The sequence below is a fragment of the Pseudomonas sp. Marseille-Q8238 genome, from assembly GCF_965111915.1.
In genome coordinates this window covers 3,881,384-3,904,913 of the sequence record NZ_CBCOPI010000001.1, presented here as the reverse complement: position 1 = coordinate 3,904,913, position 23,530 = coordinate 3,881,384, and the positions used below count along the sequence as shown (strand labels likewise).

General features: G+C 61.5%; 24 protein-coding genes and 1 other RNA gene. 21 read left to right on the top strand and 4 right to left on the bottom strand.

The annotated features are described in order from the left end of the window. The first annotated feature begins 125 nt into the window (after positions 1 to 125). From rplM to ACWPW0_RS18115, 7 genes are all read left to right on the top strand, one after another. Positions 126 to 554, top strand: coding sequence for a 50S ribosomal protein L13 (gene rplM / locus ACWPW0_RS18145; protein ID WP_447593736.1), 429 nt, complete (start codon positions 126 to 128; stop codon positions 552 to 554). 14 nt (positions 555 to 568) lie between these two features. Beyond that, the gene (gene rpsI, locus ACWPW0_RS18140; protein WP_447593734.1) at positions 569 to 961 is read left to right on the top strand and encodes a 30S ribosomal protein S9; all 393 of its coding nucleotides are present in this window, start codon (positions 569 to 571) and stop codon (positions 959 to 961) included. Between the two features lie 251 nt (positions 962 to 1,212). Next, on the top strand, positions 1,213 to 1,806 hold the full coding sequence (petA, locus tag ACWPW0_RS18135; protein WP_447593732.1) for a ubiquinol-cytochrome c reductase iron-sulfur subunit: 594 nt from the start codon (positions 1,213 to 1,215) through the stop codon (positions 1,804 to 1,806). Beyond that, positions 1,806 to 3,017 carry a cytochrome b gene (locus ACWPW0_RS18130; protein ID WP_447593730.1) on the top strand — a complete coding sequence of 404 codons (1,212 nt, stop codon included), beginning with the start codon at positions 1,806 to 1,808 and terminating at the stop codon, positions 3,015 to 3,017. The genes petA and ACWPW0_RS18130 overlap by 1 nt, the downstream gene beginning before the upstream one ends. After that, on the top strand, positions 3,017 to 3,799 hold the full coding sequence (locus tag ACWPW0_RS18125) for a cytochrome c1 (RefSeq protein ID WP_447593728.1): 783 nt from the start codon (positions 3,017 to 3,019) through the stop codon (positions 3,797 to 3,799). Before ACWPW0_RS18130 ends, ACWPW0_RS18125 begins: the two co-directional genes overlap by 1 nt. Before the next feature lie 89 nt (positions 3,800 to 3,888). After that, complete coding sequence (locus ACWPW0_RS18120) at positions 3,889 to 4,506, top strand: glutathione S-transferase N-terminal domain-containing protein (protein WP_454256078.1); 618 nt, start codon at positions 3,889 to 3,891, stop codon at positions 4,504 to 4,506. Between the two features lie 15 nt (positions 4,507 to 4,521). Further along, a complete protein-coding gene (locus ACWPW0_RS18115) occupies positions 4,522 to 4,935 on the top strand; it encodes a ClpXP protease specificity-enhancing factor (RefSeq protein WP_447593724.1) in 414 nt (137 codons plus the stop codon). A 49-nt stretch (positions 4,936 to 4,984) separates the two neighbouring features. Here ACWPW0_RS18115 and ACWPW0_RS18110 read toward each other — a convergent pair whose 3' ends face one another. From ACWPW0_RS18110 to ACWPW0_RS18095, 4 genes are all read right to left on the bottom strand, one after another. Beyond that, a complete protein-coding gene (locus tag ACWPW0_RS18110) occupies positions 4,985 to 5,518 on the bottom strand; it encodes a BON domain-containing protein (protein WP_447593722.1) in 534 nt (177 codons plus the stop codon). Then, entirely contained in the window at positions 5,515 to 6,108 is a 594-nt protein-coding gene (locus ACWPW0_RS18105) for a phosphoheptose isomerase (protein WP_454256077.1), read from the bottom strand. The genes ACWPW0_RS18110 and ACWPW0_RS18105 overlap by 4 nt, the downstream gene beginning before the upstream one ends. Before the next feature lie 117 nt (positions 6,109 to 6,225). Beyond that, positions 6,226 to 6,600 carry a YraN family protein gene (locus ACWPW0_RS18100; RefSeq protein WP_454256076.1) on the bottom strand — a complete coding sequence of 125 codons (375 nt, stop codon included), beginning with the start codon at positions 6,598 to 6,600 and terminating at the stop codon, positions 6,226 to 6,228. After that, positions 6,584 to 8,398: a penicillin-binding protein activator gene (locus ACWPW0_RS18095; RefSeq protein WP_454256075.1), complete on the bottom strand. Its 1,815-nt coding sequence runs from the start codon at positions 8,396 to 8,398 to the stop codon at positions 6,584 to 6,586. Before ACWPW0_RS18095 ends, ACWPW0_RS18100 begins: the two co-directional genes overlap by 17 nt. Before the next feature lie 123 nt (positions 8,399 to 8,521). Between ACWPW0_RS18095 and rsmI the strand changes: the two genes are divergently transcribed. The 14 genes from rsmI to ACWPW0_RS18025 all read left to right on the top strand — a co-directional run bounded on the left by rsmI (position 8,522) and on the right by ACWPW0_RS18025 (position 23,529). Next, entirely contained in the window at positions 8,522 to 9,388 is an 867-nt protein-coding gene (rsmI, locus tag ACWPW0_RS18090) for a 16S rRNA (cytidine(1402)-2'-O)-methyltransferase (protein WP_454256074.1), read from the top strand. Between the two features lie 122 nt (positions 9,389 to 9,510). Further along, an RNA gene (gene rnpB / locus ACWPW0_RS18085) (RNase P RNA component class A) lies at positions 9,511 to 9,858 on the top strand. A gap of 310 nt (positions 9,859 to 10,168) precedes the next feature. Next, entirely contained in the window at positions 10,169 to 10,624 is a 456-nt protein-coding gene (gene mraZ / locus ACWPW0_RS18080) for a division/cell wall cluster transcriptional repressor MraZ (protein WP_447593712.1), read from the top strand. Positions 10,625 to 10,626: 2 nt separating this feature from the next. Beyond that, positions 10,627 to 11,568, top strand: coding sequence for a 16S rRNA (cytosine(1402)-N(4))-methyltransferase RsmH (gene rsmH / locus ACWPW0_RS18075; RefSeq protein ID WP_447593710.1), 942 nt, complete (start codon positions 10,627 to 10,629; stop codon positions 11,566 to 11,568). After that, the gene (gene ftsL, locus ACWPW0_RS18070) at positions 11,565 to 11,858 is read left to right on the top strand and encodes a cell division protein FtsL (RefSeq protein WP_447593708.1); all 294 of its coding nucleotides are present in this window, start codon (positions 11,565 to 11,567) and stop codon (positions 11,856 to 11,858) included. Before rsmH ends, ftsL begins: the two co-directional genes overlap by 4 nt. Beyond that, a complete protein-coding gene (locus ACWPW0_RS18065; protein WP_454256073.1) occupies positions 11,855 to 13,594 on the top strand; it encodes a peptidoglycan D,D-transpeptidase FtsI family protein in 1,740 nt (579 codons plus the stop codon). Before ftsL ends, ACWPW0_RS18065 begins: the two co-directional genes overlap by 4 nt. Then, the gene (locus ACWPW0_RS18060) at positions 13,594 to 15,057 is read left to right on the top strand and encodes a UDP-N-acetylmuramoyl-L-alanyl-D-glutamate--2,6-diaminopimelate ligase (RefSeq protein ID WP_454256072.1); all 1,464 of its coding nucleotides are present in this window, start codon (positions 13,594 to 13,596) and stop codon (positions 15,055 to 15,057) included. Before ACWPW0_RS18065 ends, ACWPW0_RS18060 begins: the two co-directional genes overlap by 1 nt. Then, positions 15,050 to 16,432, top strand: a complete 1,383-nt coding sequence (locus ACWPW0_RS18055; RefSeq protein WP_454256071.1) for a UDP-N-acetylmuramoyl-tripeptide--D-alanyl-D-alanine ligase — start codon at positions 15,050 to 15,052, stop codon at positions 16,430 to 16,432. Before ACWPW0_RS18060 ends, ACWPW0_RS18055 begins: the two co-directional genes overlap by 8 nt. Beyond that, on the top strand, positions 16,432 to 17,514 hold the full coding sequence (gene mraY, locus ACWPW0_RS18050; RefSeq protein WP_447593700.1) for a phospho-N-acetylmuramoyl-pentapeptide-transferase: 1,083 nt from the start codon (positions 16,432 to 16,434) through the stop codon (positions 17,512 to 17,514). Before ACWPW0_RS18055 ends, mraY begins: the two co-directional genes overlap by 1 nt. A gap of 6 nt (positions 17,515 to 17,520) precedes the next feature. Beyond that, the gene (gene murD / locus ACWPW0_RS18045; protein WP_454256070.1) at positions 17,521 to 18,864 is read left to right on the top strand and encodes a UDP-N-acetylmuramoyl-L-alanine--D-glutamate ligase; all 1,344 of its coding nucleotides are present in this window, start codon (positions 17,521 to 17,523) and stop codon (positions 18,862 to 18,864) included. After that, a complete protein-coding gene (gene ftsW, locus ACWPW0_RS18040) occupies positions 18,864 to 20,096 on the top strand; it encodes a putative lipid II flippase FtsW (RefSeq protein ID WP_447593696.1) in 1,233 nt (410 codons plus the stop codon). Before murD ends, ftsW begins: the two co-directional genes overlap by 1 nt. Beyond that, positions 20,086 to 21,156 carry an undecaprenyldiphospho-muramoylpentapeptide beta-N-acetylglucosaminyltransferase gene (gene murG / locus ACWPW0_RS18035; protein ID WP_454256069.1) on the top strand — a complete coding sequence of 357 codons (1,071 nt, stop codon included), beginning with the start codon at positions 20,086 to 20,088 and terminating at the stop codon, positions 21,154 to 21,156. Before ftsW ends, murG begins: the two co-directional genes overlap by 11 nt. A 34-nt stretch (positions 21,157 to 21,190) precedes the next feature. After that, on the top strand, positions 21,191 to 22,591 hold the full coding sequence (gene murC / locus ACWPW0_RS18030; RefSeq protein WP_454256770.1) for a UDP-N-acetylmuramate--L-alanine ligase: 1,401 nt from the start codon (positions 21,191 to 21,193) through the stop codon (positions 22,589 to 22,591). Next, positions 22,588 to 23,529 (top strand): D-alanine--D-alanine ligase, encoded by a 942-nt coding sequence (locus ACWPW0_RS18025; protein ID WP_454256068.1) that lies wholly within the window; start codon positions 22,588 to 22,590, stop codon positions 23,527 to 23,529. The genes murC and ACWPW0_RS18025 overlap by 4 nt, the downstream gene beginning before the upstream one ends. Position 23,530: the final 1 nt, after the last annotated feature.

The window sequence follows — 23,530 nt, the reverse complement described above, 5'->3', positions numbered from 1 at the left end:
TAGCGGACGCGCTGACCCGAGCCCCCGATAGCGTCTGATTCCGGCTGCCTTTGACTTGTCAAAGCAAGCACTATTCAGTAAGATCCGCCGTCTAATTTTCAGGGCGGCCCCTGAGGCTATAGCGAATGAAGACTTTTACTGCAAAACCGGAAACTGTTAAGCGCGACTGGTACGTCGTCGACGCTGCAGGTCAGACCCTGGGTCGTCTGGCCACTGAAATTGCCAGCCGTCTGCGTGGCAAGCACAAGCCGGAATACACCCCGCACGTTGATACCGGCGACTACATCGTCGTCATCAATGCCGAGCAGGTGCGTGTGACCGGTGCCAAGACCACCGACAAAATGTACTACTCGCACTCCGGTTTCCCGGGTGGCATCAAGGAAATCAGCTTCGACAAGCTGATCGCCAAAGCCCCCGAGCGCGTGATCGAGACCGCGGTCAAGGGCATGCTGCCGAAAAACCCGCTGGGTCGCGACATGTATCGCAAGCTGAAGGTGTACAAGGGTGCTGTTCACCCTCACACTGCTCAGCAGCCCCAAGAACTGAAGATTTAACGGAATAGTTCATTATGTCGGCGACTCAAAATTACGGCACTGGCCGTCGCAAGACTGCAACCGCGCGCGTATTCCTGCGCCCGGGCACTGGCAAGATCTCCATCAACAATCGCACCCTGGATACCTTCTTCGGTCGCGAAACCGCTCGCATGGTTGTGCGTCAGCCGCTTGAGCTGACCGAGACCGTCGAGAAGTTCGACATCTACATTACCGTTCTCGGTGGTGGTGTCAGCGGCCAGGCCGGTGCGATCCGTCACGGTATCACTCGCGCCCTGATGGATTACGACGAATCGCTGCGTCCCGCCCTGCGTAAGGCCGGCTTCGTAACTCGCGATGCGCGTGAAGTGGAACGTAAGAAAGTGGGTCTGCGCAAAGCGCGTAAGCGTCCGCAGTACTCCAAGCGTTAATTCGCTGCTACGTTCAAAAGCGCCCAGTTTCCTTTTTGGAACTGGGCGTTTTTTATGGGTGTTTAGTTGTCCTGCGACAACGTGCCGCATTGGTGGATGCCGCGTCGGATAAGGCTTCGGAGCAATTTGTATCCGGTAATTACCTTGTCAGAAAAGGGGCTTTTCTTTACCATTCGGCAAATTTTGTGCGGCTAGATGATTACCTAGTAGAGGCCTGACCACAGGCCACAAAGCTGATGGGAGACGACTGAATGAGCAATGACGGCGTGAATGCAGGCCGGCGTCGCTTCCTGGTAGCAGCCACATCCGTGGTGGGTGCTGCCGGAGCGGTAGGTGCTGCGACTCCGTTCGTGGGGTCATGGTTCCCCAGTGCCAAGGCAAAGGCTGCCGGTGCACCGGTGAAAGTGAATGTCGGCAAGATCGAGGCCGGTCAGCAGATGATTGCTGAGTGGCGCGGTCAGCCGGTGTTCATCATGCGCCGTACCGAGGAAATCCTCGGTAACCTGGGCAAGATCCATGATCGTATGGCTGACCCTGAGTCCAAGGCGTCGGTACAACCCGAATACGTGGACCCACAGAACCGTGCGATCAAGCCGGAGCTGGTGGTGCTGGTCGGCCTGTGCACCCACCTGGGTTGCTCGCCGTCCTTCCGCCCGGAAGTGGCGCCTGCCGATCTTGGCAGTGAGTGGGTTGGTGGTTATTTCTGCCCCTGCCACGGTTCCCGCTACGACCTCGCCGGCCGCGTCTACAAGGCTCAGCCTGCGCCTCTGAACCTGCCGGTACCGCCGCACTCGTATGAGTCCGACGACGTCATCATCATTGGCGTGGACCAGGAGAAAGCCTGATGGAAAAGTTCATGGCTTGGATTGATGCGCGCTTCCCCGCGACGAAAATGTGGGAAGACCATCTGAGCAAGTATTACGCTCCGAAGAACTTCAACTTCTTCTATTTCTTCGGCTCCCTGGCACTGCTGGTGCTGGTCAACCAGATCCTTACCGGTGTGTGGCTGACCATGAGCTTCACGCCGTCCGCTGAGGAAGCGTTCGCCTCCGTCGAATACATCATGCGTGATGTGGAGTACGGCTGGATCATCCGCTACCTGCACTCCACCGGTGCTTCTGCGTTCTTCATCGTGGTCTATCTCCACATGTTCCGCGGTCTGCTTTACGGCTCCTACCAGAAGCCGCGTGAGCTGGTGTGGATCTTCGGCATGCTGATCTACCTGGCGCTGATGGCTGAGGCCTTCATGGGCTACCTGCTGCCGTGGGGTCAGATGTCCTACTGGGGTGCCCAGGTGATCATCTCGCTGTTCGGTGCCATCCCGGTGATCGGTGATGACCTGACTCAGTGGATTCGTGGTGACTACCTGATTTCCGGTATCACGCTGAACCGCTTCTTCGCCTTGCACGTGATTGCACTGCCGATCGTTATCCTCGGTCTGGTCGTGCTGCACATCCTGGCGCTGCACGAAGTCGGCTCGAACAACCCGGACGGTGTCGATATCAAGAAGAAGAAGGACGAGAACGGCATCCCGCTGGACGGCATTCCTTTCCATCCTTACTACACCGTGAAAGATATCGTCGGTGTGGTGGTGTTCCTCTTCGTGTTCTGCGCCATCGTGTTCTTCTTCCCGGAGATGGGTGGTTATTTCCTCGAGAAGCCGAACTTCGAACAGGCCAACCCGTTCAAGACACCTGAGCACATTGCCCCGGTTTGGTACTTCACGCCGTTCTACGCGATTCTGCGTGCGGTTCCGGACAAGCTGCTCGGCGTTATCGCCATGGGCGCCGCCATTGCCGTGCTGTTCGTGCTGCCATGGCTGGACCGTAGCCCGGTCAAGTCGATGCGCTACAAAGGCTGGCTGAGCCGTATCTGGCTGCTGGTGTTCTGCGTGTCCTTCGTGATTCTCGGTGTGCTGGGTGTGCTGGCTCCGACCCCGGGTCGTACCCTGCTGTCGCAGATCTGCACCGCACTGTATTTCGCCTACTTCATCCTGATGCCGTTCTACACCAGGATGGAGAAGACCAAACCGGTTCCGGAAAGGGTGACTGGCTGATGAAGAAGCTATTTGCTGCATTTGTTTTCGCTGCAATGCCGGTGTTCGCCTTTGCCGCCAGCGGCCATGATGTTCAACTGGATCATGTTGATATCGATCTGACCGATAATGCTGCCCTGCAGGATGGTGCGCGTACCTTCGCCAACTACTGCATGGGTTGCCACAGTGCCAAGTTCCAGCGTTACGAGCGCGTTGCCGATGACATCGGCATTCCGCACGAGCTGATGCTGGAGAACCTGGTCTTCACCGGTGCCAAGATCGGCGATCACATGCAGATCGGCATGAAACCTCAGGATGCCAAGGTCTGGTTCGGTGCTGCACCGCCTGATCTGACGCTGGTCGCTCGCGTACGTGGTACTGATTGGCTGTACAGCTACCTGCGTGCCTTCTACGAGGATTCCACGCGTCCGTGGGGGGTGAACAATAAGGTGTTCCCCAACGTCGGTATGCCGAACGTGCTGGTGGGTCTGCAAGGTCGTCAGGTAGTCGGCTGCAAGCAGGTCCAGGTTGTCGACAACGGCAAGAAGCAATTCGACCCACTGACTGGTGCGCCGATCACCCATGAAGCCTGTGATCAGCTGACCGTTCTGGACAAGACCGGCAAGCTGACTGAAGCCGAATTCGACACAAAAGTGCAGAATCTGGTGACCTTCCTGGCTTATTCGGCAAACCCGGTTCAGCTGAAAAGCCAGCGCATCGGTACGTATGTACTTCTGTACCTGGCCTTCTTCTTCGTCTTCGCCTACCTGCTCAAGCGCGAATACTGGAAGGACGTGCACTGATATCCTGTCGTACTGTTGTCGACGCACGCGCCCTATTGGGCGCGTGCGTTTTTCTGTTTCCGTAATTTGTTTAACCGAGGAGGGGCATTATGGCCGCACCCAATAAGCTGGCCTGCTATTCCGACCCCACCGATCACTACTCCCATCGCGTGCGCCTGGTGTTGGCCGAGAAGGGTGTCAGTGCCGAGATCATCGATGTTGCGCCAGGGCGTTGCCCGCCGAATCTGGCTGAGGTGAATCCATACGGTAGCGTGCCGACGCTGGTTGATCGTGACCTGGCGTTGTACGAGTCGACCGTGGTGATGGAGTACCTCGATGAGCGCTACCCGCATCCACCGTTGCTGCCGGTCTACCCCGTGGCGCGTGCCAACAGTCGCCTGCTGATCCATCGTATTCAGCGAGACTGGTGCAAGCTGGTCGACCTGATTCTCGATCCCCGCAGCAAGGAGCCAGCCCGTGTGCAAGCGCGCAAGGAGCTGCGCGAGAGCCTGACAGGCGTATCGCCGCTGTTTGCCGACAAGCCCTATTTCCTCAGCGAGGAATTGAGTCTGGTAGATTGCTGCCTGTTACCCATTCTCTGGCGCCTGCCGCAACTGGGCATTGAGTTGCCACGTCCGGCCAAGCCATTGCTCGATTACATGGAGCGCCAGTTTGCCCGTGAAGGGTTCAAGGCCAGCTTGTCCGCCGCCGAGCGCGACATGCGCTAACACAGGAGGTCCCACATGAATTCCAGTCGCCCCTACCTGGTGCGCGCTCTGTATGAGTGGATCGTCGATAACGATTGCACGCCGCACCTGTTGGTCAATGCCGAGTTTCCGGGTGTACGCGTGCCGACCGGCTTCGTCAGTGATGGGCAGATTGTCCTCAATGTATCGCCGAGTGCCGTGCGCAACCTGCAGATGGACAATGAGGCGGTGAGTTTCGAGGGGCGTTTTGGTGGCGTGCCTCATTCGCTCTATATCCCGGCGGGCGCCATGTTGGCGATCTATGCCCGGGAGAATGGGCAGGGCATGGTGTTCGAGCTGGAGCCGTCTGCGGCTGAGCAAGGGCCTGATGCTCCCGAGCCTGACGATGATGGTCCGGGCGGTGAGCCGCCGAAGCCTGCTGGAAGACCCAGTCTGAAAGTGGTCAAGTGATACAAAAAAGGCGATCCAATGGATCGCCTTTTTGCATCGTGGTGCTGGATCAGTTGGTGTACTGGAATAGCTTGACGATGCGTTGTACGCCGGAGACGCCTTGCACGACGTTGGTCGCATTGGCGCCCTCGGCGCGTGTCACCAAGCCCATCAGGTAGACGATACCGTTCTCGGTTACCACCTTGATGCGCGAGCTGGGCACGTTGCTATCGAACAGCATCTGTGCCTTGACCTTGGTGGTCAGGGCGGCGTCATTGCTGCGTGCAAGGGCGGAGCTGGGCTGCAGCACCTGGATCTCGTTGTGTACCTTGCGTACCCCGCGCACGGTGCGTGCAACCTGGTCAGCCTTCTCTTTGAGCTCAGCGCGTGGCGTCTGGCCGGCCAGCAGGATGACCCCGTTGTAGGCCGTGACTACGATGTGCGAGGTCGGACTGGTCAGGTCCGCATGGGCATTGGACACGGCCTTGGCGACATCCGGTTCGATGAACTGGTCATCGATCTTGTTACCCAGGCTGCGGTTGCTGCAGCCGCCGAGCAGAAGGCTGAAGGCCAGGGCGGCAAGGAATAGCGGATTGCGGGTCATTCTTCACTCCCGAACAGTTGGCGGTCGATCAGGTCGCACAAGCAGTGGATGACCAGCAAGTGCACTTCCTGAATGCGTGCAGTGACCTTGGAGGGCACGCGAATTTCCACATCTTCCGGTAGCAGCAGCGAGGCCATACCACCACCGTCACGCCCGGTCAGGGCGACTACCGTCATTTCACGATCATGGGCCGCTTGTATGGCCTGGATCACGTTGGCCGAATTGCCGCTGGTAGAAATAGCCAGCAACACATCGCCTGGTTGCCCGAGTGCGCGAATCTGCTTGGAGAAGACCTCGTTATAGCTGTAATCGTTCGCTATCGAGGTAATGGTAGATGTGTCGGTGGTCAGTGCGATGGCGGGCAGGCTTGGACGCTCGCGCTCGAAGCGGTTGAGCAGTTCGGAGGAGAAGTGCTGGGCATCACCAGCGGAGCCGCCGTTGCCACAGCTGAGCATTTTGCCTTCGCTGAGCAGGGCATGGACCATCACCTGGCTGGCATGCTCGATGAATGGCACGAGGACTTCCATCGCCTGCTGCTTGGTATCGATACTGGCCTGGAACATCTGGCGAATTCGGGGTTGCATGTCCATCGGATATGACCTTGAAACTGAAGGCTGAGCCTGCCTCTGTATTAAGAGGCGCTATTGGTCCGGCTTTTTACCTGAGTTGCCGGGTGCGGTCGACTGGAAATGGTTGTGGAGTCGTGTTCACGCCTCAAAAGCATTCTGAATCCAGTTCAGCTCCGGGCTCGCCGGTGAGGCACCGGGTGACAGCGCGATGACATCGAAGCGACAGGCATGCCTGGCCCAGCGTGATTCCTGTTGCAGGAACAGCTGGGCGGCATGCACGAGGCGCTGGCGCTTGCGTGCATCGATGCTTTCCAGGGCCCCACCCCAGGCGGCATGTTTGCGATAGCGCACTTCGATGAAAGCGACGGTGTCGCCATCGAGCATCACCAGATCGAGTTCGCCGCCACGGCAGAGCCAGTTCTGCGCCAGTAGGCGCAGGCCGTTGCGTTCCAGATGGCTGCGCGCCAAGGCTTCGGCCGCGCGGCCACTCTCTTGCTTACTGATGGGCGACATCCTGCAGGCGCTGAACCTGGCCATTGCGGAACTCGGCCCAGGGCAATTGGCGCTCCACGCGCTGCGCCGGGTTCAGGCTCAGGTTGCCGGACAGGCCTTCGATCTGGCTGTCAGGCAGGGCCTTGAGCTGATTCAGGCGCGGCGCCAGGCGGAAGGCATCCGCACCCATGGCGTACAGCCGGCCCAGGCTGCCAGCGGCTTGCGGCCACTGGTTGTCGACTTGCTGGCGCAGCGGATCATTGTTGTCCAGCAGCCAGGGGGTTTCGCAGAAGCGAATGCCCTCGAGGTCGCGGTACTGGCTGGGGTTGTTGCCGCCGGTATACAGGTGCGAGGTGGCATACACCGGTACATCGCCTGCGTACTGGAAAGCCAGGGTGGGCTTGATCTGCTGGGCTTGCTGCGGCGTGGCGGCGAGGAAGATGAAGTCCACATCCTGGCGGCGTGCCGGCAGAGCGGCGACGGCACCGCCTACGGTGTTCTGCAGGCGTTTGGCGCGTGCTTCGCTCTGGCGCAGTTGGAACAGGTCGGCAATCTGTTGGGCCAGCTCGACCGGTTTGTCGACATGCTCGGCGGCGATCAAGGTGCCGCCGGCGGCTTGCCAGCTTTGTTGGAAGGCGGCCAGAACGCGGTCGCCCCATTCGCCGCGCGGCACCAGTGCCACGGCGCGGCGCATGCCGTCTGCCCAGGCCCGGCGTGCCACTTCGCGGGCTTCATCTTCGGCGGCCAGGCCGAACTGGAACAGCTGGGCCGGTGCTTCACGTCCTGCGTCACTGTAGTTCAGGGCCAGGGTGGTGATGGGCAGTTGTGCGCGCTCGCTGAGCTGTTTGACCAGTGGCTTCTCCAGGGGGCCTACGACCAGTTGTGCACCATCGGCCTGGGCCTGGCGGTAGAAGTCGTCCAGCGAGCTCAGGCGCGAGCTGTCATAGAAGAGAATCTCCGGTGGGTTCTGCCCCTCTTGCTGGGCCTGATAGTGGGCAGCCATGAAGCCATCGCGCAGTGCGCGTGAAACCGAGGCCAGTTGCCCTTCCTGAGGAAGCAGGAGGGCAATCTTCTGCAGTGGCTGGCTGGCAATTTCCTTGAGGGTTGCCAGTGCTTGCGGCAGGTGTTCGGCGGCCGGGTGCTGCGGGTTCTTTTCGCGCCAGCTGTCGATGGCGCTCAGTTGTTGTTCCGGGGTGCTGCTGGTCTTGGCGATACGAGCCAGCTCCAACCAGCCATTGAGATCGCTGTCGGCATCACCTTGTAGTTGGTTGAGCGGCAGGCTGGAGACCAGCTTCCAGATGATTTCGTGGTTGGCTTCGGCACTATTGCCATCGAGCAGCGGAGCGATGAATACGCGCTCGCGTGCGGCGGCCAGCGTCTGGCCGTCAGCCTCCAAGGCATTGGCGCGTGCCAGTTGAGTGCGCGTCTGTTGCTCGATGGGGAGCTCGCCAAGGCGGTCGAGACTCGGGTGGCTCAGGGCTTTCAGTGCGCTCTTGGGTTTGTTGCGGCTCAAGGCCAGCTCCGCGCTGAGGGTGCTGGCGAAGATCTGCTGGGCAGGTTTCAGGGCGTCCAGCGGGACCTCTTCGAGGATGCGCGTGGCGCGGCTTGTGTCCTGTTGCTTGTAGGCCAGGTCGGCAGCGGACAGGCGCAGCAGGGCGGCTTGCTCGGGCGCGCTGGTGGAGGCTTGTTGCAGCATCTGTTCGATACTGGCTTGCGGCGTACGTGGCAGTTCACCCAGGCTGGACGAAGGGGAACTCCCGCAGGCGGCCAGTAGGCCGGCAAGGCAGAGTATGGAAAACGGACGCAGGCAGGCGATCATCGAAACGTTCCTGGTACTTGAGCAAATGAGTACACGATTGTACCCAAGGGCCGCAGCCCACGCGATGTTGACGGGACGAAACGGGCTACAATGCGCGTTTTCCGCTGTTATCGAGGATTGCAGGTGAGCCTTTCCGCTGCTTCTGGTGCCGCTGTTGGCACGCTCTATGTGGTCGCCACGCCTATCGGCAATCTGGATGACATCAGTGCTCGGGCGCTGCGCATCCTGCGAGATGTGGCGCTGATCGCAGCGGAGGACACTCGACATTCGGTGCGCCTGCTGCAGCATTTTGGTATCGCCACGCCGCTTGCGGCCTGTCACGAGCACAACGAGCGCGAGCATGGCGGGCGTTTTCTCGCTCGTTTGCAGGCGGGCGAAGATGTGGCGCTGATCTCGGATGCCGGCACGCCGCTGATTTCCGACCCAGGGTTCCACCTGGTGCGTCAGGTGCGAGCGGCAGGTATCAGTGTTGTGCCGGTACCAGGCGCTTGCGCGCTGATCGCTGCGCTGTCGGCGGCAGGGTTGCCGTCGGACCGTTTCATTTTTGAGGGTTTTCTGCCGGCCAAGGCTGTTGGCCGGCGCGCGCGTCTTGAGGCGTTGAGGGAAGAGCCGCGCACGGTGATCTTCTACGAGGCGCCGCACCGGATTCTCGAGTGCATCGAAGATATGCGAACGGTGCTGGGCGCAGAGCGGCCAGCGGTGCTGGCACGTGAGCTGACCAAGACATTTGAAACGCTTAAGGGATTGCCGTTGGGTGAACTGCACGATTGGATCGCAGCAGATTCGAATCAGCAGCGTGGTGAGTGTGTGGTGCTGGTCAGCGGCTGGCAGGCCCCAGAGGGCGAAGAGGCGGTGAGTGGTGAAGCGTTGCGGGTGCTGGATCTGCTGCTCGCCGAGTTGCCACTCAAGCGTGCTGCCGCCTTGGCGGCGGAGATTACCGGGGTGCGCAAGAACCTTTTATATCAGGTGGCATTGGAGCGGCAGCGCTGACTGCGAGTGGCGCAGTTAGGAGGGGATGCAGCATTTGGCTGCTGTGGATGGTCGAGTCGAGCGCGCTAGAGCGTATCGATCAGCTTGCAGCTTGGGGGCGCTGGCCGTACCCTTGTCGGCGGAGAGTCGATCGGACAGTCGCTGCCTTCGCAAGAGGGGGGAGGAAAGTCCGGGCTCCATAGGGCGGAGTGCCAGGTAATGCCTGGGAGGCGTGAGCCTACGGAAAGTGCCACAGAAAATAACCGCCTAAGCGCGCAAGCGCCGGTAAGGGTGAAAAGGTGCGGTAAGAGCGCACCGCACGGCTGGCAACAGTCCGTGGCTAGGTAAACCCCACTCGGAGCAAGACCAAATAGGGTTCCATTGGCGTGGCCCGCGCTGGAACCGGGTAGGTTGCTAAAGGCGTGCAGTGATGTACGTCGTAGAGGAATGACTGTCCTCGACAGAACCCGGCTTACAGATCGACTCTCCTCCTTTCTGCTCCACTCGTTTCGCTTTATCTCCCTTCGTCGCAATTTCGAAAAAATCCCACTCTTAACAAATTACTTTAAGTTTGAAGTTCAGCCTTATGAGCCTGCTGAAATTCATCCTTAAACCCCCTCGCTATGTCTCCGCAAAACCTCTCCTTAGTTCGCTAAATCTCCGTCCCATAAGGATTTTTCCTTATTTGCGCGCCTTGACGGTGGGTGCTGTGCATTCCTATAGTGTGCCGAAGTGGCACAAAGTGGCACGAAGTGGGTCATATGGGCATGGAAAGCTAACTTACAGTGGGGAAGCGCAACCTTGTTTCGCGGAGCTAACGCCATCAGTCTCGACGCCAAAGGGCGACTCGCGATGCCGAGCCGGTATCGTGACGAGCTCGTTTCGCGTTGCTCTGGCCAGCTCATTGTCACCATCGATGCCGTTGACCCTTGCCTGTGTGTGTATCCCCTGCCTGAGTGGGAGCTGATCGAAGCCAAGCTTCGCGAGCTGCCTTCCTTGCGTGAAGAAAACCGCCGCCTGCAGCGTCTGCTGATCGGTAATGCCGTGGATATCGAGCTCGATGGCAGCGGTCGTTTCCTGGTGCCGCCGCGTTTGCGCGCGCATGCGGGCCTCGACAAGCACGCGATGCTGGTCGGCCAACTGAACAAATTTCAACTGTGGAACGAGGACGCCTGGAACGCACTTGCCGATGCCGACCTGGCTGCCATCAAACAACCCGGTGCTCTGCCGGACGAACTGCGTGATTTGATCCTGTGAACATGACCAGCCCACTGCGCCATATCACCGTGCTGCTCGACGAGGCTGTCGAGGGGCTCGCCGTGCGCGCCGACGGCTGCTACCTGGATGGCACCTTTGGTAGAGGAGGGCACAGTCGGCTAATCCTCGAAAGGCTTGGTTCAGACGGTCGCCTGCTCGGTTTTGACAAAGACCCACAGGCGATCGCAACAGCAAACGCACTGGCGGCCGAAGACGGCCGCTTCGTCGTTGTACAGCGCAGCTTCGCCGAGTTGGGTGATGAGCTTGCGGTTCGTGGCCTGGCTGGTCAGGTGGCGGGCATCCTGCTTGATCTCGGTGTGTCGTCGCCGCAGTTGGATGATGCCGAGCGTGGCTTCAGTTTCCTTAACGATGGCCCGCTGGACATGCGCATGAATCCGGATGCCGGCGTCAGTGCTGCCGAGTTCATCGCCACGGCGAGCGCCGATGAAATTGCCCGGGTGTTCAAGGAATATGGCGAAGAGCGCTTTGCCAAGCGCATGGCGCGCGCTGTCGTCGAGCGTCGGGTGCTCAAGCCATTCGAACGCACGGCGGACCTTGCTGCCGTGCTGACCGAGGCCAATCCGGCCTGGGAAAAAGGCAAGAACCCTGCGACCCGTGCTTTCCAGGGGCTGCGCATTCACGTCAACAACGAGCTGGGCGATCTGGAGCAAGGGCTCGATGCCGCGCTGGAAGGCCTGGCTGTGGGTGGTCGCCTCGTGGTGATCAGCTTCCACTCGCTCGAAGATCGCATCGTCAAACAGTTCATGAAGCGCCACGCCAAGGGCGAGGCGGACAAACTGCCGCGCGACCTGCCGATCATTCCCAAGGCTTTCGAGCCGCGCCTGAAACTGCTGGGCAAGCCGCAGTTCGCCTCCGAGGCTGAGCTGAAGGCCAACCCGCGTTCGCGCAGTGCAGTCATGCGTGTGGCGGAGAAGCTGCGATGAGCCGCCTGTTCGCCAAGCCAATGCCACCTGGCAGCCTGTTGCTGGCGATTCTGTTCGTCGGCGTATTGCTGTCGGCCATTGCTGTTTCCTACAGCGCCTACTGGAATCGCCAATTGCTCAATACGCTCTATGGCGAGCTCAGTGTGCGTGACAAGGCGCAGGCAGAGTGGGGGCGGTTGATTCTCGAGCAGAGCACCTGGACTGCGCATAACCGGATCGAAGCGCTGGCCACTGAACAACTGAAGATGCACATCCCCGAGCCAGCCGAAGTACGGATGGTGGCGCCATGATGGGGCTTGAAGGCGCACTGTACCCCTGGCGTTTCCGCCTGGTACTGGCCTTGGTGGGCCTGATGGTGGCCGCTATTTCCTGGCGGATCATCGACCTGCACGTCATCGACCATGATTTTCTCAAGGCGCATGGCGATGCACGTAGCGTGCGGCATATTCCGATTCCCGCTCACCGTGGCCTGATCACCGACCGCAATGGCGAGCCGCTGGCCGTCAGTACGCCGGTCACTACGCTGTGGGCCAATGGCAAGGAGCTGAGCAAGGCCCGCGAGCAATGGGGCACCCTGGCTGCAGCGCTGGGTCAAGAACCCAAGGCTTTCGCTCAGCGCCTGGAGCAGAACAGCGGTCGCGAGTTCATGTACCTGGTGCGGGGCCTGACGCCCGAGCAAGGGCAGGTGATTCTCGACCTGAAAATTCCGGGTGTGTATGGCCTGGAAGAATTCCGTCGTTTCTACCCAGCCGGTGAAGTCACCTCGCATGTGATCGGCTTTACCGATGTCGACGACCGTGGCCGCGAGGGCATGGAGCTGGCTTTCGACGAGTGGCTGGCTGGCGTGCCGGGCAAGCGTCAGGTGCTCAAGGATCGCCGTGGTCGTTTGATCAAGGATGTGCAGGTCACCCAGAATGCCAAAGCCGGCAAGACCCTGGCACTGTCCATCGATCTGCGTCTGCAGTATCTGGCTCACCGCGAGCTGCGTAACGCACTGGTCGAAAATGGTGCCAAGGCCGGCAGCCTGGTCATCGTTGACGTGAAGACCGGTGAAGTGCTGGCCATGGCCAACCAGCCGACCTACAACCCGAACAATCGCCGCAACCTGCAGCCGGCAGCCATGCGCAACCGCGCCATGATCGACGTGTTCGAGCCAGGCTCGACGGTCAAGCCGCTGTCCATGAGCGCCGCCCTGCAAGGTGGTCGCTGGAAACCCAGCGACACCGTGGAAGTCTGGCCAGGCTCGCTGCAGATCGGTCGCTACACCATCAAGGATGTATCCCGCACTGAAGGGCGTGTGCTCGACCTGACGGGCATCCTGATCAACTCCAGTAACGTTGGCATGAGCAAGATCGCTTTCGATATCGGTGGCGAGTCCATCTACAACCTGATGCAGCAAGTCGGTCTCGGCCAGGATACCGGCCTTGGTTTTCCCGGCGAGCGCGTGGGCAACCTGCCCAACCATCGCAAATGGGCGCCTGCCGAAACCGCCACCCTGTCCTACGGCTATGGCCTGGCGGTCACTGCCGTGCAACTGGCGCATGCCTATGGCGTACTCGCCAACAATGGCGTCAGCGTACCGCTGACCCTGACCCGTGCCGACCGCATTCCGGATGGCGTGCAGGTGATGTCCGAAGATGTGGCGAAAACCATGCAGGGCATGCTCCAGCAGGTTATCGAGGCGCCGCGCGGGGTGTTCCGTGCCCAGGTGCCCGGTTATCACGTGTCCGGCAAGAGCGGTACGGCGCGTAAGGCCAGCGTGGGCACCAAGGGCTACACGGCGAACGCTTACCGCTCGCTGTTCGCCGGCTTCGCGCCGAGCAGCAACCCGCGCCTGGCGATGGTCGTGGTGATCGATGAGCCGAGCAAGGCCGGTTACTTCGGTGGCCTGGTGTCGGCGCCGGTGTTCAGCCGGGTCATGGCCGGTTCGCTGCGCCTGATGAATATCACCCCGGATAACCTGCCGGCACCTGTCGCTCCGGCAGGCTCGGTCGCTACTGTCGCCAGTCAGGGAGGGGCGCGCTGATGCCAATGCCACTCAACCAACTGTTGCCACAGGCCCATTCCGCCACGCTGATCCGTGAGCTGACCCTGGATAGCCGTAAGGTGCGTCCGGGCGACCTGTTCCTGGCTGTGCCAGGTACGGCGCAGGACGGTCGTGAGCATATCGCTGATGCCATCGGTCGCGGGGCATCGGCTGTCGCCTACGAAAGCGAAGGTGGTGTCGTACCGCAAGCCAATGGTGCCGAGCTGGTGCCGATCAAAGGGCTGGTCGGCCAGTTGTCGGCGATCGCCGGTCGTTTCTACGGTGAGCCAAGCCGGGCCATGCGCCTGGTTGGCGTCACCGGAACCAACGGCAAGACCAGCGTCAGCCAACTGTTGGCCCAGGCCCTGGATGCTTTGGGTGAGCCGTGCGGTATCGTCGGAACCCTGGGTACCGGCTTCTTCAGCTCGCTGCAGAGCGGTCGCCACACCACGCCGGACCCCGTTGCGGTGCAGGCCATCCTGGCTGATCTGAAACAGGCTGGTGCACGCGCCCTGGCCATGGAAGTTTCCTCCCACGGCCTCGACCAAGGTCGTGTCGCTGCGCTGGATTTCGATGTGGCGGTGTTCACCAATCTGTCGCGTGATCACCTCGATTACCACGGCACGATGGAAGCCTACGGCGCTGCCAAGGCCCGCTTGTTCGCCTGGCCGGATCTACGCTGCCGGGTGCTCAACCTGGATGATGCCTTCGGGCGCCAACTGGCTGCCGAGAAACACGAGTCGCGCCTGATCAGCTACAGCCTGGAAAACAGTGATGCATACCTGTTTTGTCGCGAAGCACAGTTCGATGACCAGGGTGTGCGCGCCCATCTGGTTACACCGCAAGGCGAAGGCAACCTGCGTAGCCCCCTGCTTGGCCGTTTCAACCTGAGCAACCTGCTGGCGGTGGTCGGTGCGTTGCTCGGCCTGAACTATGCGCTGGATGAAATCCTCCGTGTGCTGCCGTCGCTGCAAGGCCCGGTCGGGCGTATGCAGCGGTTCGGCGGCGGCAAGCTGCCGTTGGTGGTAGTCGATTACGCCCATACCCCGGATGCGCTGGAACAGGTGCTTACCGCGTTGCGCCCGCATGTGGCCGGTCGTCTGGCTTGCCTGTTTGGCTGTGGCGGTGATCGCGACAGCGGCAAGCGCCCATTGATGGCTGAAGTCGCCGAGCGCCTGGCTGATCAGGTGCTGGTCACCGATGACAATCCACGCAGTGAAGATCCGGCACAAATCGTTGCCGATATCCGTGCCGGTTTCACTCAGCCGGACCGTGTCGAGTTCGTACATGGCCGCGGTGCAGCCATTGCCTGGTTGATCGCTGCCGCCCAGGCCGAGGATGTCATCCTGCTGGCAGGCAAGGGGCATGAGGACTATCAGGAGATCAACGGTGAGCGCCAGGCGTTCTCCGATCTCGCAGAAACCACCAAGGCCCTGCAGGCCTGGGAGGTGGCGCATGCTTAAGCCGCTGCTGCTGAGCGAAGTTGCCGCGCCATTGGCGGCCCGTGTAGTGGGCGCCGATGTGGCGTTTTCCTCGGTTTCTACCGACAGCCGCAAGATCGAGCCCGGGCAGTTGTTCATTGCCCTCAGTGGGCCGAACTTCGATGGCCATGACTATCTGGCTGATGTCGCTGGCAAGGGGGCGGTGGCTGCATTGGTCGCCCGTGAGGTGGCGGGTGCGCCGTTGCCGCAACTGCTGGTGCAGGACACCCGTATTGCGCTCGGTCAGCTCGGCGCGCTCAACCGGCAGGCCTTTCACAAACCGTTGGCCGCCGTTACCGGCTCCAGTGGCAAGACCACGGTCAAGGAAATGCTCGCCAGCATTCTGCGCGCAGGGCTCGATGGCGAGGTTCTGGCAACCCGTGGCAACCTGAACAATGACCTGGGTGCGCCGCTGACCTTGCTGGAACTTGCGTCCGAGCACGTCGGCGCGGTGATCGAGCTGGGCGCCAACCATGTGGGCGAGATAGCCTATACCGTTGGCCTGACCCGGCCGCAGGTGGCGATCATTACCAACGCTGGTGTCGCCCATGTCGGTGAGTTCGGTGGCCCAGACAAGATCATCGAAGCCAAGGGCGAGATTCTCGATGGCCTGGCCGCCGATGGCGTTGCCGTGCTCAATCGTGATGACAAGGCGTTCGCCACGTGGCAAGCACGCGCCAAAGGGCGTCGCGTAACGAGTTTTGCCCTGCATGACAGCAGCGCTGATTTTCACGCGAGCGAACTGGCGCGTGATGCCCGTGGTTGCCAGGCGTTCACCCTGCACAGCCCGGTGGGTCAGACGCGTATTCAGCTCAATCTGCTGGGTACGCATAACGTTGCCAACGCGCTGGCTGCTGCTGCCGCTGCCCATGCTCTGGGTGTGCCGCTGGTCGGGATCCAGTCGGGGTTGGAAAACGTCAAACCGGTCAAGGGGCGCGCCGTAGCGCATCTGGCGCCAAACGGTGCCCGCGTGATCGACGATACCTATAACGCCAACCCGATTTCGGTATGCGCGGCCATTGATATACTCGCCGGCTTCTCCGGTCGCACCGTTCTGGTGTTGGGAGATATTGGCGAGCTGGGCGCATGGGCCGAGCGGGGGCACCGCGATGTTGGCGCCTATGCCACCGGCAAGGTCGACGCATTGTATGCGGTAGGCCCGCTGATGGCGCATGCCGTCACCGCCTTCGGTACTCAAGGACAGCATTTCGCTGATCAGGCCAGCCTGATTGCCGCACTGCGTCGTGAGCCAGGCGATATCACCATTCTAATTAAAGGCTCGCGCAGCGCGGCGATGGAAAACGTCGTCAACGCCCTGATCGCGACCACGAGCTGTGCAAACGGGGAGGCTCACTAATGCTGCTGCTGCTGGCGGAATACCTGCAACAGTTCCACACCGGATTCGGCGTATTCCAGTACCTGACCCTGCGCGGGATTCTCGGTGTACTGACCGCCCTGGCACTGTCGTTGTGGCTGGGCCCCTGGATGATCCGCACCCTGCAGGTGCGTCAGATCGGCCAGTCGGTGCGTAACGACGGCCCGCAATCGCACCTGTCGAAGAAGGGCACGCCGACCATGGGCGGTGCGCTGATTCTTTCTGCAATCACCATCAGCACCCTGCTCTGGGCCGATCTGTCCAACCGCTATGTCTGGGTGGTGCTGATTGTGACCTTGCTGTTCGGTGCGATCGGTTGGGTCGATGACTACCGCAAGGTGATCGAGAAGAATTCGCGTGGCCTGCCGAGCCGCTGGAAGTATTTCTGGCAGTCGGTGTTCGGCCTCGGTGCGGCGATCTTCCTTTACATGACGGCACAAAGCCCGGTGGAAACCACGCTGATCCTGCCGATGCTCAAGGATGTCAGCATCCCGCTGGGTATCGGCTTCGTGGTGCTGACCTACTTCGTCATCGTTGGCTCGAGCAACGCGGTCAACCTGACCGATGGCCTCGATGGTCTGGCGATCATGCCGACGGTGATGGTGGCGGGCGCGCTGGCGATCTTCTGCTACCTGTCCGGCAACATCAAATTCGCCGATTACCTGCTCATCCCTTATGTGCCGGGTGCCGGTGAGTTGATCGTGTTTTGCGCCGCGCTGGTCGGGGCAGGCCTGGGTTTCCTCTGGTTCAACACCTACCCGGCGCAGGTGTTCATGGGCGACGTTGGTGCACTGGCGCTGGGTGCCGCACTCGGCACCATCGCCGTAATCGTTCGCCAGGAAGTCGTGCTGTTCATCATGGGGGGCGTGTTCGTCATGGAAACCCTGTCGGTGATCATCCAGGTCGCGTCCTTCAAGTTGACCGGCAAGCGTGTGTTCCGCATGGCGCCGATCCACCACCACTTCGAACTCAAAGGTTGGCCCGAGCCGCGCGTGATCGTCCGTTTCTGGATCATCACGGTGATTCTCGTGCTGGTCGGCCTTGCCACCCTGAAACTGAGGTAATAGAGAGTGTCGCTGATCGCTTCCGACCAGTTCCGCATCGTTGTCGGCCTCGGCAAGAGCGGCATGTCCCTGGTGCGCTTCCTTGCGCAGCAGGGCGTGCGCTTTGCCGTGGCCGATACGCGCGCGAACCCGCCGGAGCTGGCGACACTGGCTGCCGAGTACCCGCAGGTTGAAGTGCGCTGCGGCGAGCTGGACGTGGAGTTTCTCTGCCGCGCCAGCGAGCTGTACATCAGCCCTGGCCTGGCGGTGGCCACCCCGGCGCTGCAAGCCGCTGCGGCGCGTGGCGTGAAGCTGTCTGGCGATATCGACCTGTTCGCCCGTCACGCCAAGGCGCCGATCATCGCGATCACCGGCTCCAATGCGAAAAGCACCGTGACCACGCTGGTCGGTGAGATGGCGCAGGCCGCCGGCAAGAAGGTCGCCGTGGGTGGCAACCTTGGGACGCCGGCGCTGGACTTGCTGGCTGATGACGTCGAGCTGTATGTGCTGGAACTGTCCAGCTTCCAGCTGGAAACCACCGAGCGCCTGGATGCCGAAGTGGCGACCTGCCTCAACGTCAGTGAAGACCACATGGACCGCTACAGCGGCATGCCTGACTACCACCTGGCCAAGCACCGCATCTTCCGTGGCGCCCGGCAGGTGGTGGTGAACCGTCAGGATGCCCTGTCGCGGCCGTTGATCGCCGATCAGGTGACCTGCTGGACCTTCGGCCTGAACAAACCCGATTTCAAGGGCTTCGGTCTGATCGAAGAGGCTGGCGAGAAACACCTGGCCTTCCAGTTCGAGGCCCTGTTGCCGGTCAAGGCACTGAAAATGCGCGGTGCGCACAACCAGAGCAATGCCCTGGCTGCCCTGGCCCTGGGGCATGCCGTCGGCCTGCCGTTCACCGCCATGCTCGACACCCTGCAACGTTTCACCGGTTTGGCCCATCGCTGCCAGTGGGTGCGCGAGTTGCGTGGCGTGAGCTATTACGACGATTCCAAGGCGACCAACGTGGGTGCCGCTCTGGCGGCTATCGAAGGCTTGGGTGCCGATATCGATGGCAAGTTGCTGTTGATCGCTGGTGGCGACGGCAAGGGGGCCGACTTCTCGGCACTGCGCGCGCCCGTGGCGAAGTTCTGCCGTGCGGTGATCTTGCTCGGTCGGGATGCCGAGCGCCTGGCCGTCACACTGGAAGGCACACCGCAATTTCGCGTGCAGACCCTCGATGAGGCGGTCAGCCGCTGTGCCGAACTCGCTCAGCCTGGCGATGCCGTGCTGCTGTCGCCAGCCTGCGCCAGCCTGGACATGTTCAAGAACTTCGAAGAGCGCGGGCGCCTGTTCGCCCAGGCGGCGGAGGGCTTGAACTGATGATTGCGCAACTGTTCGCCGCACCGTCGCCCTTGCGTACCCGTCGCGGTATCGATTTGGACTTCCCGCTGTTGGCCGGTTGCTTGGCCTTGCTCGGCCTGGGTCTGGTGATGATCACCTCGGCTTCCTCTGAAGTGGCTGCGGCCCTGTCCGGCAACCCGCTGTACCACATGATCCGTCACCTGATTTACCTGGGTATTGGTTTGGGTGCGGCCGTCGTCACCCTGTTTATCCCGATGTCGGTGTGGCAGCGTTTTGGCGGCACCTTGCTGCTGGCTGCTTTCGTCCTGTTGATCCTAGTGCTGCTGCCGGGTATCGGCCGTGAGGTCAACGGGGCCAAGCGCTGGATCGGCTTCGGCATGTTCAACGTGCAGCCGTCCGAGTTGGCCAAGTTGTTCACCGTGATGTTTATCGCCGGCTATCTGGTGCGCCGTCAGACCGAAGTCCGCGAGAAGCTCACCGGGTTTCTCAAGCCATTGCTGGTGCTGGGACCGATTGCCGTGCTGCTGCTGGCCGAGCCGGACTTCGGCGCCACGGTGGTACTGGTTGGTGCGTCTATTGCCATGCTGTTCCTGGGGGGCGTCAACCTCTGGCGCTTCATTCCGCTGGCAGGACTTGTTTTGGCCGCGGGCGTGCTGGTGATGACCAGCCAGGCCTATCGTCTGGAGCGGCTGACCAACTTCGTCGACCCCTGGGCCGACCAGTACGGTGCCGGTTATCAACTGAGTCAGGCACTGATTGCCTTCGGTCGTGGCGAGTGGTTTGGCGTCGGCCTGGGTAACAGCATCCAGAAACAGTTCTACCTGCCTGAAGCTCACACCGACTTCGTGTTTGCCGTGCTGGCTGAAGAGCTGGGCATGGTCGGCGCGCTGGCCACGGTTGGGCTGTTCGTGTTCGTCAGCGTGCGCGCGCTTTACATCGGTCTATGGGCTGAGAAGGCCAAGCAGTTCTTCTCGGCGTATGTGGCCTATGGCATTTCGTTCATGTGGATCGGCCAGGTGCTGATCAATATCGGGGTGAACGTCGGCCTGCTGCCGACCAAGGGTCTGACCTTGCCGTTCCTCAGCTACGGTGGCAGCTCGCTGGTGATCTGCTGCGTGTGCCTGGCATTGCTGCTGCGCATCGAGTGGGAGCGTCGCACCCAGCTGGGCAGCGAGGATATCGAGTTCAGCGAGGCGGACTTCCTTGAAGAACCGCCTGTTGCCAAGGGAGGCCTGAACCATGGCCGGTAATGTGCTGATCATGGCGGGCGGCACCGGTGGCCATGTGTTCCCGGCGCTGGCCTGTGCCCGCGAGTTCAAGGCTCGCGGTTACAGCGTGCATTGGCTGGGGACGCCACGTGGTATCGAGAACGAACTGGTACCCGCGGCAGAGCTGCCCTTGCACCTGATCAATGTCAGTGGCCTGCGCGGCAAGGGACTGCTGTCGCTGCTCAAGGCACCTTTTGCGCTGTTGCGCTCGTTGTTCCAGGCGCGTCGTGTCATGCGTGAGCTGCAGCCTGTTTGCGTACTGGGTATGGGCGGCTATGTCACTGGCCCCGGCGGCCTGGCGGCCAGGTTGGCCGGCGTACCGCTGATCATCCATGAGCAAAATGCCGTGGCCGGTACCGCCAACCGCAGCCTGGTGCCGTTCGCCAGTCGTATCTGTGAGGCCTTCCCGAATACCTTCAGTGCTCGCGCCAAGCGCCGCACCACGGGTAATCCGGTTCGCGAAGAACTGTTCCTGGAAACCCCGCGCGATACCCTGGCGGGTCGCCAGCCACGCCTGCTGGTGCTGGGCGGCAGCCTGGGTGCCGAGCCATTGAACAAACTGCTGCCCGCAGCCCTGGCCAAAGTGCCGGTAGCGCTGCGTCCGGCGGTGTTTCACCAGACCGGCAAGCAACATGCTCAGGTCACCACGGAGCGTTATCGCGATGCCGCGGTCGAAGCCGAGGTCGCGCCGTTCATCAAGGATATGGCCCGTGCCTACGCCTGGGCTGATCTGGTCATTTGCCGCGCTGGCGCACTGACCGTCAGCGAGCTGGCTGCCGCTGGTCTGCCGTCTTTCCTGGTGCCTTTGCCGCACGCGATCGACGACCACCAGAGCCGCAATGCCGACTATCTGGCCAAGGAGGGTGCCGCCATCCTCCTGCCACAACACACGACTGACGCGGACACGCTTGCCGCGCAGCTGACCGAGGTACTGATGCACCCAGAACGACTCGTGGCCATGGGCCGTACCGCACGCAGCCTGGCCAAGCCAGACGCGACCCGCAGTGTGGTGGATATCTGCCTGGAGGTGGCCCGTGGCTAAGTCTCCTGCTGCCGTGAAAGCCGAAGTACGCCGCATGCGCCGTATCCGCCGTATCCATTTCGTCGGGATTGGCGGGGCGGGCATGTGCGGTATCGCCGAAGTGCTGCTCAACCTGGGTTATGAAGTATCGGGTTCCGACCTCAAGGCATCGGCTGTGACCGAGCGCCTGGAAAGCTTCGGCGCCATCGTGTTCATCGGTCATCGCGCGGAAAACGCCGAGCAGGCCGATGTGCTGGTGGTATCCAGCGCTGTCAACACCAGCAACCCGGAAGTCGCTACCGCACTGGAGCGCCGTATTCCGGTCGTGCCGCGTGCCGAGATGCTTGCCGAGCTGATGCGTTACCGCCACGGCATCGCCGTCGCCGGCACCCATGGCAAGACCACCACCACCAGCTTGTTGGCTTCAGTATTCGCTGCCGGGGGCCTGGACCCGACGTTCGTCATCGGTGGCCGCCTGAATGCAGCTGGCACTAACGCCCAGTTGGGCAGCAGCCGTTACCTGATCGCCGAGGCGGATGAGAGCGACGCCAGCTTCCTGCATCTGCAGCCGATGGTTTCGGTGGTCACCAATATCGACGCTGACCACATGAGCACCTATGGCGGCGACTTTAATGTACTGAAGAAAACCTTCATCGAATTCCTGCACAACCTGCCGTTCTATGGCCTGGCCGTGCTCTGCGTGGACGACCCGGTAGTGCGTGAGCTGCTGCCACAGGTTGGCCGCCCCACTGTGACCTACGGCTTTGCCGAAGATGCCGACGTGCGGGCTATCAACGTGCGCCAGGAAGGCATGAAGACCTATTTCACCGTGCTGCGTCCTGACCGTGAGCCGCTGGATGTGTTCGTCAACATGCCGGGCAACCACAACGTACTGAACTCCCTGGCGACCATCGCCATCGCCACCGATGAAGGCATCGATGATGCGGCCATCGTCCAGGGCTTGTCCGGCTTCCAGGGCGTTGGTCGGCGTTTTCAGGTATACGGCGAGCTGCCGGTCGAAGGCGGCAGCGTGATGCTGGTCGACGACTATGGCCATCACCCGCGCGAAGTCGCCGCGGTGATCAAGGCCGTGCGGGGTGGCTGGCCAGAGCGTCGTCTGGTGATGGTCTATCAGCCGCATCGTTTCAGCCGCACCCGCGACCTGTACGACGACTTCGTTCAGGTGCTGAGCGAAGCCAATGTGCTGCTGCTGATGGAAGTCTATCCAGCCGGTGAGGAACCGATTCCCGGTGCAGACAGCCGTCAGCTGTGCCACAGCATCCGTCAGCGCGGCCAGCTCGATCCGATCTACATCGAGCGCGGCAGCGACCTCGGCCCACTGGTCAAGCCGCTGCTGCGCGCCGACGACATCCTGCTCTGCCAGGGCGCCGGTGATATCGGCGGGCTGGCTCCACAACTGATCAAGCACCCGCTTTTCCAAGGTGATCGCGTATGAGCCTGTTCTCCACTCTTGAGCCTTCGGCCTTTGGCCGGGTCGTCGTGCTGTTCGGTGGCAAGAGCGCCGAGCGCGCGGTCTCGCTGAAGTCTGGCGCTGCGGTGCTCGAGGCGCTGCAGGCGGCTGGCGTGGATGCCTTCGGTATCGACGTGGGCGATGACTTCGTGCAGCGCCTGGCCGCCGAGCATATCGACCGTGCCTTTATTGTCCTGCATGGCCGTGGTGGTGAAGATGGTTCCATGCAAGGGCTGCTGGAGTGTGCGGGGATTCCCTACACCGGTAGCGGCATCCTGGCGTCTGCCCTGGCCATGGACAAGTTGCGCACCAAGCAGGTGTGGCACAGCCTCGGCCTGTCGACACCTTTGCATGCCGTGCTGGCATCGCAGGCCGATTGCGAAGCGGCAGCGGCCGAGCTGGGTTTCCCGCTGATCGTCAAGCCGGCTCACGAAGGGTCGAGCATCGGCATGGCCAAGGTCACCGACCTGGATGCGCTGATCGTCGCCTGGCAGGCCGCCAGCGAGTACGACTCGCAAGTGCTGGTGGAACAGTGGATCAGCGGCCCGGAGTACACCATCGCCATGCTGCGCGGCGAGGTGCTGCCGCCGATTGGCCTGGGCACGCCGCATACCTTTTATGACTACGACGCCAAGTACCTCGCCAGTGATACCCAGTATCGCGTGCCGTGTGGCCTGAGCGCCGAGAAAGAAGCCGAACTGAAAGACCTGACCGCCCGTGCCTGTGAGGCCGTGGGCACCCAGGGCTGGGCGCGCGCCGACGTGATGCAGGACGCTGCCGGCACGTTCTGGCTGCTCGAAGTGAACACCGTACCGGGCATGACCGATCACAGCCTGGTGCCGATGGCTGCCCGCGCTGCCGGCCTGGACTTCCAACAACTGGTGTTGGCGATTCTCGCCGACAGCGTCGAGGCACGAGGCTAAG

Bases quoted from the DNA above. Each gene is read 5' to 3' on its own strand.
- rplM (WP_447593736.1), top strand. From the start codon at position 126: ATGAAGACTTTTACTGCAAAACCGGAAACTGTTAAGCGCGACTGGTAC.
- rsmH (WP_447593710.1), top strand. From the start codon at position 10,627: ATGACCAGCCCACTGCGCCATATCACCGTGCTGCTCGACGAGGCTGTC.
- ACWPW0_RS18055 (WP_454256071.1), top strand. From the start codon at position 15,050: ATGCTTAAGCCGCTGCTGCTGAGCGAAGTTGCCGCGCCATTGGCGGCC.
- ACWPW0_RS18130 (WP_447593730.1), top strand. From the start codon at position 1,806: ATGGAAAAGTTCATGGCTTGGATTGATGCGCGCTTCCCCGCGACGAAA.
- ACWPW0_RS18100 (WP_454256076.1), bottom strand. From the start codon at position 6,600: ATGTCGCCCATCAGTAAGCAAGAGAGTGGCCGCGCGGCCGAAGCCTTG.
- ACWPW0_RS18110 (WP_447593722.1), bottom strand. From the start codon at position 5,518: ATGACCCGCAATCCGCTATTCCTTGCCGCCCTGGCCTTCAGCCTTCTG.
- ACWPW0_RS18025 (WP_454256068.1), top strand. From the start codon at position 22,588: ATGAGCCTGTTCTCCACTCTTGAGCCTTCGGCCTTTGGCCGGGTCGTC.
- ACWPW0_RS18125 (WP_447593728.1), top strand. From the start codon at position 3,017: ATGAAGAAGCTATTTGCTGCATTTGTTTTCGCTGCAATGCCGGTGTTC.
- ACWPW0_RS18120 (WP_454256078.1), top strand. From the start codon at position 3,889: ATGGCCGCACCCAATAAGCTGGCCTGCTATTCCGACCCCACCGATCAC.
- ACWPW0_RS18095 (WP_454256075.1), bottom strand. From the start codon at position 8,398: ATGATCGCCTGCCTGCGTCCGTTTTCCATACTCTGCCTTGCCGGCCTA.
- petA (WP_447593732.1), top strand. From the start codon at position 1,213: ATGAGCAATGACGGCGTGAATGCAGGCCGGCGTCGCTTCCTGGTAGCA.
- ACWPW0_RS18105 (WP_454256077.1), bottom strand. From the start codon at position 6,108: ATGGACATGCAACCCCGAATTCGCCAGATGTTCCAGGCCAGTATCGAT.
- ftsL (WP_447593708.1), top strand. From the start codon at position 11,565: ATGAGCCGCCTGTTCGCCAAGCCAATGCCACCTGGCAGCCTGTTGCTG.
- ACWPW0_RS18115 (WP_447593724.1), top strand. From the start codon at position 4,522: ATGAATTCCAGTCGCCCCTACCTGGTGCGCGCTCTGTATGAGTGGATC.
- ACWPW0_RS18060 (WP_454256072.1), top strand. From the start codon at position 13,594: ATGCCAATGCCACTCAACCAACTGTTGCCACAGGCCCATTCCGCCACG.
- murC (WP_454256770.1), top strand. From the start codon at position 21,191: ATGCGCCGTATCCGCCGTATCCATTTCGTCGGGATTGGCGGGGCGGGC.
- ACWPW0_RS18065 (WP_454256073.1), top strand. From the start codon at position 11,855: ATGATGGGGCTTGAAGGCGCACTGTACCCCTGGCGTTTCCGCCTGGTA.
- mraY (WP_447593700.1), top strand. From the start codon at position 16,432: ATGCTGCTGCTGCTGGCGGAATACCTGCAACAGTTCCACACCGGATTC.
- ftsW (WP_447593696.1), top strand. From the start codon at position 18,864: ATGATTGCGCAACTGTTCGCCGCACCGTCGCCCTTGCGTACCCGTCGC.
- rpsI (WP_447593734.1), top strand. From the start codon at position 569: ATGTCGGCGACTCAAAATTACGGCACTGGCCGTCGCAAGACTGCAACC.
- murG (WP_454256069.1), top strand. From the start codon at position 20,086: ATGGCCGGTAATGTGCTGATCATGGCGGGCGGCACCGGTGGCCATGTG.